The organism is Bacteroidota bacterium (assembly GCA_013696965.1).
Lineage (GTDB): Bacteria > Bacteroidota > Bacteroidia > JACCXN01 > JACCXN01 > JACCXN01.
Window position 1 is genome coordinate 46616 of sequence record JACCXN010000056.1, and the last position, 14797, is coordinate 61412.

The 14797-nt window shown below is 35.4% G+C and carries 14 protein-coding genes; 10 read left to right on the top strand and 4 right to left on the bottom strand.

The annotated features are described in order from the left end of the window. Positions 1 to 21: 21 nt before the first annotated feature. Positions 22 to 1797 (bottom strand): Na+:solute symporter, encoded by a 1776-nt coding sequence (locus tag H0V01_08475; protein MBA2583400.1) that lies wholly within the window; start codon positions 1795 to 1797, stop codon positions 22 to 24. Between the two features lie 271 nt (positions 1798 to 2068). Between H0V01_08475 and H0V01_08480 the strand changes: the two genes are divergently transcribed. From H0V01_08480 to H0V01_08495, 4 genes are all read left to right on the top strand, one after another. Continuing rightward, positions 2069 to 3241, top strand: a complete 1173-nt coding sequence (locus H0V01_08480) for a class I SAM-dependent RNA methyltransferase (protein MBA2583401.1) — start codon at positions 2069 to 2071, stop codon at positions 3239 to 3241. 73 nt (positions 3242 to 3314) lie between these two features. Further along, positions 3315 to 4286, top strand: a complete 972-nt coding sequence (gene pfkA / locus H0V01_08485; GenBank protein ID MBA2583402.1) for a 6-phosphofructokinase — start codon at positions 3315 to 3317, stop codon at positions 4284 to 4286. A gap of 9 nt (positions 4287 to 4295) precedes the next feature. Then, positions 4296 to 6821, top strand: coding sequence for a primosomal protein N' (gene priA / locus H0V01_08490; GenBank protein MBA2583403.1), 2526 nt, complete (start codon positions 4296 to 4298; stop codon positions 6819 to 6821). A 37-nt stretch (positions 6822 to 6858) separates the two neighbouring features. Further along, positions 6859 to 7803 (top strand): alpha/beta fold hydrolase, encoded by a 945-nt coding sequence (locus H0V01_08495; protein ID MBA2583404.1) that lies wholly within the window; start codon positions 6859 to 6861, stop codon positions 7801 to 7803. A 4-nt stretch (positions 7804 to 7807) separates the two neighbouring features. Here the strand turns inward: H0V01_08495 and H0V01_08500 are convergent, their stop codons facing one another. Next, entirely contained in the window at positions 7808 to 8794 is a 987-nt protein-coding gene (locus H0V01_08500; protein ID MBA2583405.1) for a cation transporter, read from the bottom strand. A 247-nt stretch (positions 8795 to 9041) separates the two neighbouring features. Between H0V01_08500 and arfB the strand changes: the two genes are divergently transcribed. Further along, positions 9042 to 9446 carry an aminoacyl-tRNA hydrolase gene (gene arfB, locus H0V01_08505; protein ID MBA2583406.1) on the top strand — a complete coding sequence of 135 codons (405 nt, stop codon included), beginning with the start codon at positions 9042 to 9044 and terminating at the stop codon, positions 9444 to 9446. A 124-nt stretch (positions 9447 to 9570) separates the two neighbouring features. On the opposite strand, the gene H0V01_08510 is transcribed toward arfB, so the two are convergent. Then, entirely contained in the window at positions 9571 to 10266 is a 696-nt protein-coding gene (locus tag H0V01_08510) for an RNA pseudouridine synthase (GenBank protein MBA2583407.1), read from the bottom strand. 82 nt (positions 10267 to 10348) lie between these two features. Then, positions 10349 to 11029, bottom strand: coding sequence for a zinc metallopeptidase (locus H0V01_08515; protein ID MBA2583408.1), 681 nt, complete (start codon positions 11027 to 11029; stop codon positions 10349 to 10351). 378 nt (positions 11030 to 11407) lie between these two features. On the opposite strand from H0V01_08515, the gene H0V01_08520 reads away from it, so the two are divergent. From H0V01_08520 to lpxB, 5 genes are all read left to right on the top strand, one after another. Beyond that, complete coding sequence (locus H0V01_08520) at positions 11408 to 11860, top strand: Hsp20/alpha crystallin family protein (GenBank protein ID MBA2583409.1); 453 nt, start codon at positions 11408 to 11410, stop codon at positions 11858 to 11860. Positions 11861 to 11977: 117 nt separating this feature from the next. After that, positions 11978 to 12262 carry a hypothetical protein gene (locus H0V01_08525; protein ID MBA2583410.1) on the top strand — a complete coding sequence of 95 codons (285 nt, stop codon included), beginning with the start codon at positions 11978 to 11980 and terminating at the stop codon, positions 12260 to 12262. Positions 12263 to 12414: 152 nt separating this feature from the next. Continuing rightward, positions 12415 to 13194 (top strand): 5'/3'-nucleotidase SurE, encoded by a 780-nt coding sequence (surE, locus tag H0V01_08530; GenBank protein MBA2583411.1) that lies wholly within the window; start codon positions 12415 to 12417, stop codon positions 13192 to 13194. Positions 13195 to 13323: 129 nt separating this feature from the next. After that, positions 13324 to 13620 (top strand): hypothetical protein, encoded by a 297-nt coding sequence (locus tag H0V01_08535; protein ID MBA2583412.1) that lies wholly within the window; start codon positions 13324 to 13326, stop codon positions 13618 to 13620. A 25-nt stretch (positions 13621 to 13645) separates the two neighbouring features. Next, positions 13646 to 14764, top strand: a complete 1119-nt coding sequence (gene lpxB, locus H0V01_08540; protein MBA2583413.1) for a lipid-A-disaccharide synthase — start codon at positions 13646 to 13648, stop codon at positions 14762 to 14764. The last annotated feature ends 33 nt before the right edge of the window (positions 14765 to 14797 follow it).

Consider the following 14797-nt stretch of genomic DNA (forward strand, 5'->3'; position numbering starts at 1 on the left):
GGAATAAAAAGCCTGCATAACTCAATCCCCAAAAATGTTGGTTTTTTTAACAAAATACCTTAAAACAAGAAAAGAAACCAAGGCTGTAGCAAACCAAATTAAAGCATCATACCATTCCCTGAAAATAATTTTTCCACTTAAAAACAGAATGGAATAGGTCATAAGTACTGCACTTAGCCAACAAATTACAAGGTTTCCTATTCTTCCGGGTTTAATATCCAGGGCAAAATGTTTGCTTATTGGATTCCAATATCCTTCTGGCTTTACTTTTTTGTAGAAATCAAAGAGTTTTTGTTCTTCAACAGGTTTGGTAAAAAAGGTAACAGCAAGCCATATTATGGTTGTTACTCCTGCAGTAAGAAAAAAACTATCTGGAAACTGCATATCAAAACCAAAACGAGTCACTGCATAAACGATAAATGGGGTAATGGTAGCGGCAATTTCGCTCCATGCATTAATTCTCCACCAATACCATCTTAAAATAAGTACAAGGCCTAATCCTGCACCACATTCAATAATAAAACTCCAAACTCCGGAAATAGTCTGAATGAGCGAGGTAACATAAATAGCAATAAGCATTATAACCACAGTAGCAATTCTGCTGGCCTTTACGTAAGTTTTATTCGCTTTTTCAGGGTTTTCAAAACTATTTTCAGGTTTAATGAATCTTTTATAGAAATCATTTACAACATAACTTGCCCCCCAATTTAATTGAGTTGAGATAGTACTCATGTATGCCGCAAAAAAAGAAACAAGTAAAAGTCCTTTTAAACCGGGAGGCAGAAATTCTTTCATGGCCATAACATAGCCTAGTTTTTTATCTGCTTCACCCAATTCAGGATAAAGTACTATTACGGATAATCCAACTAAAATCCAGGGCCAGGGACGAAGGCTATAATGTGCAATTTGGAAGAACAAAGTAGCATAGATTGAATGTTTTTCATTTTTAGCACTCATCATCCTTTGGGCAATGTATCCTCCTCCTCCTGGTTCTGCTCCTGGGTACCAGCTAGCCCACCAAATACTAAGGTAAGCCAGGAATGCACCAATAGTAATGGTTAGGATTCCACCAGCTTCAATTAAAGTGGTATTGGTTGTAATTACGGGGAAAAAATCCAGTGTGTTTGGAGGAAGTTTATCTTTTAAGCCAGCAATTCCACCTATTTTTTCAGAAGAAACCACAATTACGGCAAGAACAATACTACCCGTCATAGCAATTACAAATTGAATTACGTCCGTAACGGCTACCCCCCATAATCCTGAAATGGTGGAATAAGTTGCAGCAACAACCATTGCTCCTGCTACATACCAAAGGGCTTCAGTTTCTGATATCTCAAAAAACACAACCAATATGGCGCGTAGTGCAACATTTACCCATCCAATAATTAAACAATTTATAAACAAACCAAGATAAAGAGATTTAAAACCTCTTAGAAAGGCAGCACTTTTGCCACTGTATCTTAATTCAATGAATTCTACCTCTGTAAGAATTTCTGCTCTTCTCCATAAACGGGCGAAGAAAAAGGTAGTTAACATCCCACCAAAAAGCATATTCCACCACAACCAGTTTCCAGAAATCCCGCTTTGGCCCACAAGTTCGGTAACTGCTAAAGGGGTATCTGCGGCAAATGTAGTAGCCACCATGGAAATACCGGCTATATACCAGGGTAAATTTCTTCCCCCCAAAAAGAAATCAGAAAGACTTCCGCTTGCTTTATCCTTGTATAATAAACCAATTATAAGTGAAAGAAAGAAAAACACCGCGATTAGCAGCCAGTCAATAAATTCTAAAGTCATATGAATTCCAGGATTAGGGACAAATATAAAAAATAAGATTATTCATTTTTTTAAATTTAACAGTTCAAGCAATTCTTATTTTTACTATATAATATTAAACAATTTGGTCTTCATTTTTCATTACATTGTTTAACTTTGTAGATTATTGTAGGCTCATTTTTTATTTGGAAAAAATTTAATTTTCAATAAATAATTTACACAGAGGGGACAAAAAACATTATATTTAACTGAAATGAACAAAATTAAAACAGAACAAGCAGGAGATTTTAAAATGATAGCCAAGACCATATATGGTTTGGAAGATATACTTGCTTCAGAATTACTAAAGCTGGGTGCAAAGGGAATTGAAACGCATAACCGGGCGGTATTGTTCACGGGGGATATGGGTTTCATGTACAAGGCAAATTTAAGTCTTCGCACTGCTTTACGGATATTAAAACCTATTTTTAGTTTTGAGGTACAGGATGAGCAATCGCTTTACAAGGAAATAAACAATTATGAATGGGAATCATTAATAAGCCCTGAGAATACTATTGCAGTGGATTGTGTGTTAAATACACCACTTTTTAGCCACAGTATGTATATCTCCCAAAAAACAAAGGATGCTATTGTTGATCGTTTTAGGGATAAGTTTGAAAAAAGGCCATCTGTAGAGCTTAACAATCCTGATTTACGAATAAACATTCATATTTCCGGAACCACATGTTCTGTGGCTCTTGATAGTTCAGGATATTCCTTACATAAAAGGGGGTATCGTGAAACAACGGGTATTGCACCAATAAATGAAGTGCTGGCAGCAGGTTTAATTATGCTAACAGGATGGGAGAGGCATCTTCCTTTAATTGATCCAATGTGCGGCTCAGGGACTATTTTAATAGAGGCTGCACTAATGGCCAATAACATTCCTCCGGGTTACTTCAGGGAAAGTTTTGGGTTTCAGAAGTGGAAAGATTATGATGAAAAGCTTTTTGAAATGATTTTGGAATCATCCGTTAACAAGATCCGTAATGATGATTATGTAAAAATTCTTGGATGTGAAAAAGATGCTGAGGTAGCGAAAATTGCTGTTGAAAACGTAAAGCATGCAAAAGTAAATGATGTGGTTAATATTACTAAAGGTGATTACGAAGAGTTTGAACCTCCTCAATCAAGAGGGGTTGTAATTATGAATCCTCCATACGGAGAAAGGATGGAGGACCAGGACATCAGCGCTTTGTATAAAAAAATAGGCGACACATTAAAGCAAAAATACCAGGGCTATGATGCCTGGATCATAAGTTCAAATCCTGAAGCCTTTAAAAGTGTTGGGTTAAGGCCTTCAAGAAAGATAACTGTTTTTAATGGTCCTTTGGAATGCCGTTTTATGAAATTTGAAATGTATGCAGGAACCAAAAAGTTGCATAAGGTTAGAGAACGTGAGGATAGGGAGAATGGGCAAAAATGATGATAAGGCTAAAAGTTTTTTTTAGTAAATCGTTTAGCTAAAGCCCAGTATTAACAATCAATATCAATTATTAATGAAAAAAATAGCAGTTTTTACATCTGGAGGAGATTCACCCGGCATGAATGCAGCAATAAGGGCAGTAGTGCGTGCAGGGATTTATAATGGACTAGATGTTTATGGTATTGTGCGTGGATACGATGGAATGATTAATGGGGATATAATTAAAATGGAATCTCATTCAGTAGGTAATATTATCCAAAGAGGAGGAACTATATTAAAGTCAGCACGTAGCGCCCGTTTTTTTACTTATGAGGGTAGGAAGCAAGCTTTTGAAAAATTACAGGAATTTGGAATTGAAGCTTTGGTTGCAATAGGTGGTGATGGTACATTTAAAGGTGCCGAAGCCTTAAGTAAGGAATTTGGGGTGAAAGTAATTGGCTTACCTGGTACTATTGATAATGATTTGCGTGGAACGGATTTTACAATTGGTTATGATACTGCAATTAATACGGTAGTTGAAGCTGTAGATAAATTGCGGGATACAGCCGATTCGCACGACAGGTTGTTTGTGGTTGAGGTTATGGGCCGTGATGCAGGATTTATTGCCATGCGAAGTGGTATTGGAGCAGGGGCCGAAGCAGTGCTTGTTCCTGAAAATCCTACCTATATCGATCAATTGGTTAAAGTTCTTGACAGGGGCTGGAGACGACAGAAAATGAGCAGTATAATTATTGTTGCTGAAGGCGATGAATCAGGTGGTGCTTTTGAAGTTGCCAGGAAAATCAAGGAAAAACTCACGAATTACGACATAAGAGTTACTATTCTTGGTCATGTACAAAGGGGGGGAAGTCCTAGCTGTATGGACAGGTTATTGGCCAGCAGATTAGGAGTGGCTGCAGTAGAAGGATTAATTGAAGGAAAAACAAATGTAATGGCAGGAGTGGTAGATAAAAATATTAAGTTTACTCCATTCTCTGAGGCTATAAAGCATCACACCGTTCTAAATGGAGATATGATGCGATTGGTGGAAATTCTTTCAATCTGATATTTCAGCATGCAGGAAACGCTTTTTATAGATGTAATTCTTCCATTGCCTGTTCCCAGATTATACACCTACAGGATTCCTTTTGATTCAAATGCATTGATTAAAACAGGAATCAGGGTTGTTGTTCAGTTTGGACCAAATAAGTTATATACTGGCTTGGTTCGAAAAATTCATCAAACCCCACCCAAAGAATACGAAGCCAAATATATAGAACAGATACTGGATTTAAATCCTGTTGTGAATGAAAAACAATTTGTTTTTTGGGAATGGCTTTCCTCTTATTATATGTGCAATATAGGTGAAGTAATGAATGCCGCTTTACCGGGGGGATTAAAAATTTCAAGCGAAACCAAAGTAATATTAAATCCTTATTTCGGAAGTGATTATACAAGCTTAAATGATAAAGAATTTCTTATTGTAGAAGCTTTGGAACTTAACCAGGTTCTTACCCTTGACCAGGTAAGTGAAATCATTGATCAGAAAACAACTTATTCTGTAATAAAATCATTACTAGAAAAAGGAGCCATTGTAGTTGAGGAAGAAATTAAAGAAAAATTCAAACCAAAAACGGAAACTTTTATTCGTCTTACTGAAACCTCAACAAAGGATGAATTCCTTAAAGAATTGTTTGATGGATTAGAAAAAAAAGCACCAAGACAGCTTGATGTTCTCATGGCAATATTAAGTTTAGGCAGGGGCGAGGGAGGATCTGCACGAAATGTAAAAAAATCGGAAGTGCTTAAGAAGGCCGAAGGAGCAGAAGGGGCAATAAATGCCTTGGTCAAAAAAGGAATCCTGGAGGTGTTTTCCAGGGAAACAGGCCGTCTTGAAATGGGAGAGGCAATAAGTGGCTATTCGAAAAAATTAAATGAATTTCAACAAAAAGCATATGATGAGATAACAGCTCAGTTTAAAGAAAAGGATGTAGTGCTGCTTCATGGGGTTACTTCAAGTGGAAAAACTGAGATTTACATAAAACTAATTGAAAAAACCCTTGCTCAGGGAAAGCAAGTATTGTACCTGTTACCTGAAATAGCACTTACTGCTCAAATAATTAACAGGCTAAGGAATATATTAGGAGACAAGGCAGGGATATATCATTCAAAATACAATGGCAATGAAAGGGTAGAGGTTTGGCAAAAATTAATTGGAACTAAAAACGGGTTGAATCCAAAAGATGAAGAAGTACCTGGTGATGATCAAAAGGAAAATGCGCCTTACAGTGTAATACTTGGAGCGCGTTCTGCTTTGTTTCTTCCTTTCGATAACCTTGGTTTAATCATTGTTGATGAGGAACATGAGACCTCGTTTAAACAATTTGAGCCAGCGCCCAGGTATCATGCAAGGGATGCGGCAATTGTACTTGGAAATTTTCATAAGGCAGATGTGTTACTTGGATCAGCCACACCTTCCATTGAAAGTTATTATAACGCCCAATCAGGGAAATACGGGTTTGTTGAGTTAATGAAAAGGTTTGGAGGCATGCAAATGCCGGAAATTTTAGTTGCAGATTTAACCGAAGCAAGCCGTAAGAAGCTTATGAAATCTCATTATTCTCCCCTTTTGCTTGAAAACATTAGCCTTGCCATGGAAAACAAAGAACAGGTTATACTTTTTCAAAACAGGCGGGGATTCGCTCCTCAGATAAACTGCTCTATGTGCGGCTGGATTCCTCAATGCACCCGTTGTGATGTTAGCCTTACTTACCATAAAAACATCAACCAGTTAAAATGCCATTACTGCGGATATAGCCATAGGCCTCCTTCTACCTGCAGTGCTTGTGGTAGTGCTGAGGTAAAAATGAGAGGTTTTGGGACGGAAAAGATCGAAGATGAACTTTCCATATTCTTTCCTAATGCCAAAGTTGGTAGAATGGACCTTGACACTACCAGGGGAAAAAATTCATACAAGCAGATAATAAGCGATTTTGAAGAACATAAAATAGATATACTTGTTGGAACCCAAATGGTAACAAAGGGGCTTGATTTTGATAATGTTGGGTTGGTTGGAATTTTAAGTGCAGACAGTATGCTTCAATTCCCGGATTTTCGTGCAAATGAAAGAAGTTTTCAACTTATGGCGCAGGTATCCGGTAGGGCAGGACGAAAAAATAAACGGGGAAAGGTAGTGATACAAGCTTTTAAACCAGAGCATCCCATTATAAAAAATGTAATTGCCAATGATTACCTCTCCATGTATATTTGGGAGATGATGGAACGGAAAAACTTTTTTTACCCTCCCTTCCATCGGTTAATTGGCTTTACCCTAAGGCATAAGGATATTGATGTTTTGAATCAAGGGGCAAAGTATTTCGGTGATTTGCTAAAGAAACAGCTTGGAAACAGAGTACTTGGCCCTGAATTTCCTACTATTGCTAGGATAAGGAATTTGTACAACAAAAAAATACTTGTTAAAATAGAAAAAGAGGCATCAATTGGTACCGTGAAAAGTCAAATTCAGGAGATGCAAAATATTTTTAGTCACCATAAAGAGTTTAAATCTGTGAGGATAATAACGGATATTGACCCTTTGTAGATGGAACAATGTTTGCTTGTTATAGTTTAAATTAGAAATGCAGGAATATAAATCCCCTTTATATCTTTTAAATGGCCATGCGGCAACAATGTATCCTGCCTTATTTCGTAATCTTCCTGTAGTTGAGTTAATTGGAGAAAGAATAGATACTCCCGATGATGATTTTTTGCAATTAGACTGGGTAAAGAATGGAAGTAAAAAACTTGTTATTGTTTCCCATGGCCTTGAGGGCAATTCCAGAAGGCATTATATGCTTGGCATGGCAAAAACTTTTTCGGAAAATAATTTTGATGTATTGTTATGGAATTACAGGAGTTGTGGGCCGGTTATGAACCGAACCTTGCGTTTTTACCATAGCGGAGCCACGGATGATCTTACAACAGTAATAAATCATGCAATTAATAAGGGTTATTCTGAAATTTCCTTGATTGGTTTTAGTTTAGGTGGTAATTTAACCTTAAAATACCTTGGTGAAAAAGCTCAAAATATTCCCACTCAAATTAAAAAGTCCGTTGTTTTTTCAGTACCCTGTGATTTGTCTGCAAGTGCTGCTCATTTGAACAAGTGGTATAACAAGATATATTGCAATCGTTTTTTAAATAGCCTTAAATTTAAAGTAACTTTTAAATCACAAAAGTTTGAGATACTTCAAGAGAGGCTTCATTTGTTAAAGACGATAAAAACATTAAGAGAATTTGATGATAATTTCACCGCCCCCCTTCATGGCTTTGATGATGCCGCTGATTACTATGAGCAGTGTAGTTCAATTAATTATATCGACAAAATAACAGTTCCTTGTTTAATAATAAATGCGTTAAACGATCCATTTCTTCCAACGGATTGCTACCCTATTAAAGCAGTTGAAAACAATGCTATGGTTTTCCTTGAAATGCCAAATGATGGTGGACATTGTGGTTTTACCAGCAGCGGGGAAGCATACTGGTCAGAAATTAGGGCAGTTGATTTTTGTGTTGGATTATAAACCTTCAATTTTCTACCAGGGAATGCTTTTTATTACTTGTAATATTGCTTAAAGTCCAGATTATTTTTTGGGAAACTGATTGCTTTCTAACAGGACAATCAATTACCTGGCAAATCTGGCATGATTGAGCAACACAGGGGTCAGCATGTATAAAGATTTCAATTCTGCTGCTTGATTTAGAAAGAATAATATCTTCAATTATTTTTAATTCATCGTGGCATTTTTTTAAATCATAATACCAGGGAAGTGTAATGTGGCAGTCAATATGCAAGTCAGAGCCATATTTAATCACCCTGAAATTATGAATGTCAATCCAATTGTCTTTCCGGTTTTGGTTTAAAACCACTATTATTTTTTCTATTATCTCATTGTCGGCCTCATCCATTACGCCAGCAATAGATTTTCTCACAAGATTATAACCTGTATAAACTATAAACCCTCCAAAACCTATTGCCACAATATTATCAATCCATGCAATGGAAGTAAAAAAGATTAATAAAAGACCTAATAACAATCCTAAACTGGATAAAGCATCAGACATAATATGCTTTCCATTTGCATTAATTGTAATTGAATTTAGTTTTTTGCCTTCATACTTAAGATATAAAGCGAGAAGAAAATTTATAAGGCCAGTAGCCGCAATAAGGTATATACCAATATCGATATTTTTTAAATCCTGGGGATTGATGAGGTTGTAAATTGCTTTTGACACTATGTAAACCCCTGCAATTGCAACTAAAAAACCTTCAAAACCAGAGGAAAGGAATTCGATTTTACCGTGACCATAAGGATGATTATTGTCTTTAGGCTTTGAAGCAACTGAAACACTATACAAGGCAAATGCACCAGCTGTTACATTTACAATACTTTCCAATGCATCAGATAAAATGGAGTTTGAGGCAGTAATAAAGTATGCAAGCATTTTAGCTGCCATCACCAGGATGCTGACAATCAATGCAAGAATTAATGCTTTCTGTTTATCGCTTATCATTTTTGACAATTCGTAATTTTCCCGGGTTCATTTTTTGATAGCACTTGTTCAGAATAAATACTCAAATCCAGAACGAGAACGATTAATTTTAGCCTCAGTTTTGATGGTGTTCTACTTTTCTTGTTCAAATAAATGCCTCACTACTATTAGGTAAACTAAACAAATAATAACGAATGGGAAGGTAAATAATTTTATAAAGCAATTTGATAATTATTTAAAAATAGAAGGAATTGATTAGATTTGATAGATGGAAATAGAACAAGTGGATTTTTTACCCGAGCTTAAATTTAAAACTAGCAGGAGCGGAGGAAGCGGGGGGCAGAATGTAAATAAAGTTTCAACTAAGGTTGAATTGAATTTTGATGTGCTTAATTCCTCTATTCTTGATGCACAGCAGAAAATAAAGGTTCTTAAAAAACTAGAAAAAAGAATTACAAAAGAAGGAATTTTACAAGTAATTGTGCAAACTGAGCGCACCCAACTAGGTAATAAAAGGATTGCCATTGAAAAATTCCATGAATTAATTGCAAAATCCTTTGTGGAAAAAAAGAAAAGAAAAGCCACCAAACCAGGTAAGGCTGCAAAAGAAAAAAGACTTAAGGAAAAAAAAATCCAAGGGGAAAAGAAAAAATACAGAAAATTAGATGTTTAATTATCAATCTCTCACAATTAAAAAGAGTATGAAAATAGCATTTGCTAAATCTTTTTTATTTCTGATTTGAATATCATCTTATCCTCAAAGAATGTAATCGAATAAATGTATTAAGCTGCATCAATTAATCTGCTTTTTGTAAAAAATCATTCCACAAGGCATCCTCTTTGGGAGGATTCGCTATTATTTCAATTTGTTCTTTTTTTACAGGATGCATAAACCTTACTTTTCTGGCATGTAGGTGAATGGAAGCATCTTTATTGCTGCGGGCAAACCCATACTTTAAATCTCCTTTAATAGGGCATCCAATTGATGCAAGCTGGACTCTTATCTGGTGATGTCTTCCAGTTTGTGGATTTATTTCCAATAAATGGTAATTGTCAGAAGAAGCGATTAGCTGATAATGAAGTTCTGACCTTAAAGCTCCCGGTTTTTCTACCAAAGAAGCCCTGGATTTGTTTTTTTCTTCATTTTTAATTAAATAATGAATTAGGGTGCCATTTTCCACAGAAGGCCTCTGCTTTACAACTGCCCAATATGTTTTTTCAACTTCCTTGTTTCTAAACATTTCATTGAGCCTGGTAAGGGATTTGCTGGTTCGCGCAAACAATACAATTCCGCTTACCGGGCGGTCTATCCGGTGCACGGTTCCTAAAAACACATCGCCCGGTTTATTGTATTTGTCTTTTATATAGTCCTTCACATAATCGCTAAGCGGTTTATCCCCGGTTTTATCACCCTGAACAATATCGGATGGCCTCTTATTTACAGCTATAATATGATTGTCCTCATAAAGAACTTCTAATTTGGTATTCAGCATTTAAAGTTTGAATTTTCAGGTATAAAATAAAAAATCCGAAACTCCTTAAAGTCCCGGATTTTCTCAATGAATGGTCCGGATATTAATTTCTCCTGCCAAGGTAAATCATAATGTAATAAGCCAGTGTTGCAAGGGATGCAAGCGCGGCAACAACATAAGTTAAGGCTGCCCATTTTAAGGCGTCCTTGGCTTGAGCGTTTTCAGTACCCCTTGTAATTCCTGCGGAATTAATCCAAACAAGAGCTCTTCTGGATGCATCAAACTCTACAGGTAAAGTAATAAAACTAAAGAGTGTTGTGGTGGCAAACATTAAAATACCAATAAGAAGTAATTGAGGGAAAGCATTGAAAAACAAAATACCTCCGAGCAATACCCATTGCATGTATTTTGAAGAAACACTTACAACAGGAACCAGGGTGGAGCGCATTTGTAACCAGGCATAGGCATGGGCATGTTGAACAGCGTGACCAACCTCATGAGAGGAAACAGCAGCAGCAGCTACACTTTTTCCCATGTATACATCAGGGCTTAAATTTACTGTTTTGTTAGTTGGATTATAATGATCAGAAAGATGACCATCAACCGAAATAACTTTGACATCATAGATATCATTGTCTTTTAGCATTTTTTCTGCTATCTCTTTTCCAGTTAAACCCGCACCATTTGGCACCAGTGAGTACTCTTTGAATTTTTTCTTTAGTTTGCTTCCAATCAACCAGCTTAAAAGCATGAAAAATCCAAAAATTAAATAAATTCCGATCATCGTTTTTTAGTGTTAATTTTTTATAATTATTTGCAAATATACTCTCAATAAACGTTCCCAAGGATTCAATATTTTATTTTTTATCCTAATTTAATTAACAAATGACAATTGTGGCAGGTAGAAAAGGCCTTAAAGTGCCATATTGACAACTAGATTAACACTTTTGATTTAAAAACTGAATTTTTTTATACGATTTGAAAAAAAAATTGGCACCCTGAGTTTTGCGGTTTTTTTTGTTCGGTATTTCATTTTTCAAAGTAAAACAAATAATGAATGAAAGGCCTGTCAGTAAAGGTTTTCGGCACATTTTTTGATATTTAAAATAAGGAAAAACAAGGAAAATTTAAACATTTAATTAGAAAAAAGGAGGAACAAACAATGGCACTAACAGAATTAAAGAAAAGAAGAGACGAAGAACGAGTTCCGGATGTATTTAGGGGTGTTTCCAACTTGTTTGATGAATTTTTACGAAACGAATTTTTAACAAGGGAAACAGGTTTTGTCCCCGGAGTGAATATTAGCGAGGACAACGAAAACTTTTTTGTTGAAGTTGCTGTTCCGGGTTATACAAAAGAGGATATTAAGGTTGAAATGAATAATCATATACTTACCATATCTGCTGAGAAAAAAGAGGAAGAAGTGATGGAAGTAGAAAAAACCTTTACAAGGAGAGAGTTTAGTTATGGATCATTTTCCAGGACTTTAGCTCTTCCAGAAACGGTAAGGGAAGAAAAGATTAAAGCTAAATATGAAAATGGAATACTTAGGTTTGTGTTACCTAAAAAGGAAGAGGCAAAACCACAGCCAGCCAAAACAATAGAGATCGAATAATTTGGGAAGTAGTGATTTTTATTAAAAAGAGGTTAAATGAAAAAGCAGTCTATAATTGTATCATCCCTTCGTGATTAGCTTTTTCAGTGGCCTCTTGAAAAAGCAGCCTCGTTTTTTTTGAATTTCACGGTAAAAAAAACAAAAGTAGAAATCGGCATCTTTGCGGAAAGTTTTGGGTTTTTTGCGAGAAAAATATTTCTTTTCCAAAGCCGTAAAGAAAATTCAAAGCTGCAAAAGAAAGTTTCATGCAAAGAGCGCAAAGAAAATTTCACGCAAAGCCGCAAAGAAAGTTTCATGCAAAGAGCGCAAAGAAAATTTCACGCAAAGCCGCAAAGAAAATATCACGTAAAGAGCGCAAAGAAAATTTCACGCAAAGAGAGCAAAGAAGTAAATTCAAAATGAAATTTTAATTTTAAGAAAGAAAAGGATATCTTTTTACATTACCTTTAGCCGGAAAAATCAACATATTGCAATTAAATAGAAAAATAGCAGGAAATAACCTTCAGGGTAGAAAGCTGGTTTAATTTATGAAAAAGACAAATTCGAATCAATAAATGGACAAACCTCTAATTTTAGTAACCAATGATGATGGTGTAAACGCACCGGGAATACGAGCGTTGATAGAAATTGTTCGTCCTTTTGGGCAGGTTGTAGTAGTGGCTCCAGATAAACCTCAGTCGGGAATGGGACATGCAATTACTATAAATAACACATTAAGAGTAAATCATATAAAATCCGAAGAAAACTACCAGGAGTACAGTTGTAGTGGCACACCAGTGGATTGCGTTAAACTTGCAGTAAAAAAAATAATGCACAGAAAGCCCGATATACTGGTATCTGGAATTAATCACGGTTCAAATTCTTCCATTAATGTTATTTATTCCGGAACAATGTCGGCTGCAATAGAGGGAGCATTGGAGAATATTCCATCCATTGGCTTTTCACTTTGTGATCATTCCATTGAGGCTGATTTTTCTGCTTCAAAAAAATATGTTGCCATTATCGTTGAAACTGCATTGAAAAATAAAATTCCAGATAATATTTGTCTCAATGTTAATATCCCTGCAATTGATTATCAGGAAATTAATGGAATAAAAATTTGCAGACAATCCGATGCCAATTGGGATGAGAATTTTGATGAGCGGGTTGATCCCTCAGGAAAAAAGTATTACTGGCTTACTGGTGTTTTTAAAAATTATGATGAGGGACAAGATACAGATATGTGGGCCCTTTCCAATAATTATGTAAGCATTGTGCCTGTTCAATATGATCTTACCGCATATAAAGCAATTGAATCTATCCAAAAGTGGAATACTGGAAGTTGGATCAAATAAAAAATCACTGGATAAACAAGGGAGTAAAAAATGAAAATAAATTGTTTGCTAAAGCATATTTAATATAAATATTTGAACCTAGAAAGTAAAAATCATTTCTATTTACAATACCAGAAAAATCATTTTCCTATGAATTCTAAAATAAATTTAAATACACTTCCCCTGGGCATAGCTGTTGGATTAATGGGTCCTATCCTTGTTCTTCTTGCTTTTTATGGGATAAAATTTAGTCATTTAACACTCATGGAGTTTTTAAAAGCTTTTATAACAAATAATGTTTTTGTGCAGTTGATTAGTTTGTGTGTGATAATTAACCTCTTTGTTTTTTTTATTTTCATATGGACTCACCGTTATTATGCAGCAAGAGGGGTTATAATGTCCACTTTTATCTATACAATTGGCGTTGTAATTTATAAATTCATTTAATTACTAACATTCAGAAATAAAGGGAATGAATTATTACATAATTGCAGGAGAGGCATCGGGAGATTTACATGCATCTAACCTAATGAAATCCATTACTCGTTTAGATGGGAAAGCAAAATTCAGGTGTTGGGGAGGTGATTTAATGCAGGCTCAGGGAGGTGTTTTAGTTAAACATTACCGCGAATTGGCATTTATGGGATTTGCAGAGGTTCTGTTGAATATTTCAACTATTTTAAAAAATTTAAAATTCTGCAAAAAAGATATTTCCGAAAATAAGCCTGATGTGCTAATTCTGGTGGACTATCCTGGTTTTAACCTTAGAATTGCAGATTTTGCTAAAAAAAAGGGGATAAAGGTTTTCTATTATATATCGCCTCAAATCTGGGCATGGAAACAAAACAGGGTACATAAGATAAAGCGGATAGTAGATAAGATGTTCGTAATTCTTCCCTTTGAAGAAGATTTTTATGCAAGATTCAATTATAAGGTAGATTATGTAGGACATCCGTTGTTGGATGCAATTGAAGAATTCAACACTACCAAGCTGCCTTTTGAAGAATTTACTAAAAAACACAAACTTGGTTCAAAGCCTATTGTTGCGATTTTACCTGGTAGCAGAAAACAGGAAATAAGCAAAATGCTAGAGATAATGTTGAGCATTTCTCCATTTTATGCTAATTATCAATTCGTAATAGCCCGGGCTCCTTCAATTGATGCTGAATTTTATTCCACTTTTATCAAACAGGGTGATGTGAAAATTATTAGCAACAGCACTTATGAATTGCTTCAGCATTCAACTGCTGCACTAGTAACCTCAGGTACGGCTACGCTTGAAACGGCATTGTTTGAAGTTCCCCAGGTGGTTTGTTATTCTGGTGGAATTATCTCCTATACCATTGCAAAAGCACTTATTAAAGTGAAATATATTTCCCTGGTTAATTTAGTGATGGATGAAAAGGTTGTAACGGAATTGATTCAGGATGATTTCAATGCTGAAAACCTTAAGCAGCAGCTGGATATCCTGCTTTTTAATGAACAAGACAAGCAAAGACTTTCCAATAAATATAAGGAATTAAGAAAAAAATTAGGAAACTGCGGTGCTTCCAACAAAACAGCAAGTCTTATGGTTAATAATCTTCCTTAAGATTCAAGCATAGTTTAAGGTTTATTTCTATTT

Excerpts from the sequence above, each read along its gene's own strand:
- H0V01_08475 (MBA2583400.1), bottom strand. The coding sequence starts at position 1,797 with ATGACTTTAGAATTTATTGACTGGCTGCTAATCGCGGTGTTTTTCTTT.
- H0V01_08480 (MBA2583401.1), top strand. The coding sequence starts at position 2,069 with ATGATAGCCAAGACCATATATGGTTTGGAAGATATACTTGCTTCAGAA.
- pfkA (MBA2583402.1), top strand. The coding sequence starts at position 3,315 with ATGAAAAAAATAGCAGTTTTTACATCTGGAGGAGATTCACCCGGCATG.
- priA (MBA2583403.1), top strand. The coding sequence starts at position 4,296 with ATGCAGGAAACGCTTTTTATAGATGTAATTCTTCCATTGCCTGTTCCC.
- H0V01_08495 (MBA2583404.1), top strand. The coding sequence starts at position 6,859 with ATGCAGGAATATAAATCCCCTTTATATCTTTTAAATGGCCATGCGGCA.
- H0V01_08500 (MBA2583405.1), bottom strand. The coding sequence starts at position 8,794 with ATGATAAGCGATAAACAGAAAGCATTAATTCTTGCATTGATTGTCAGC.
- arfB (MBA2583406.1), top strand. The coding sequence starts at position 9,042 with ATGGAAATAGAACAAGTGGATTTTTTACCCGAGCTTAAATTTAAAACT.
- H0V01_08510 (MBA2583407.1), bottom strand. The coding sequence starts at position 10,266 with ATGCTGAATACCAAATTAGAAGTTCTTTATGAGGACAATCATATTATA.
- H0V01_08515 (MBA2583408.1), bottom strand. The coding sequence starts at position 11,029 with ATGATCGGAATTTATTTAATTTTTGGATTTTTCATGCTTTTAAGCTGG.
- H0V01_08520 (MBA2583409.1), top strand. The coding sequence starts at position 11,408 with ATGGCACTAACAGAATTAAAGAAAAGAAGAGACGAAGAACGAGTTCCG.
- surE (MBA2583411.1), top strand. The coding sequence starts at position 12,415 with ATGGACAAACCTCTAATTTTAGTAACCAATGATGATGGTGTAAACGCA.
- H0V01_08535 (MBA2583412.1), top strand. The coding sequence starts at position 13,324 with ATGAATTCTAAAATAAATTTAAATACACTTCCCCTGGGCATAGCTGTT.
- lpxB (MBA2583413.1), top strand. The coding sequence starts at position 13,646 with ATGAATTATTACATAATTGCAGGAGAGGCATCGGGAGATTTACATGCA.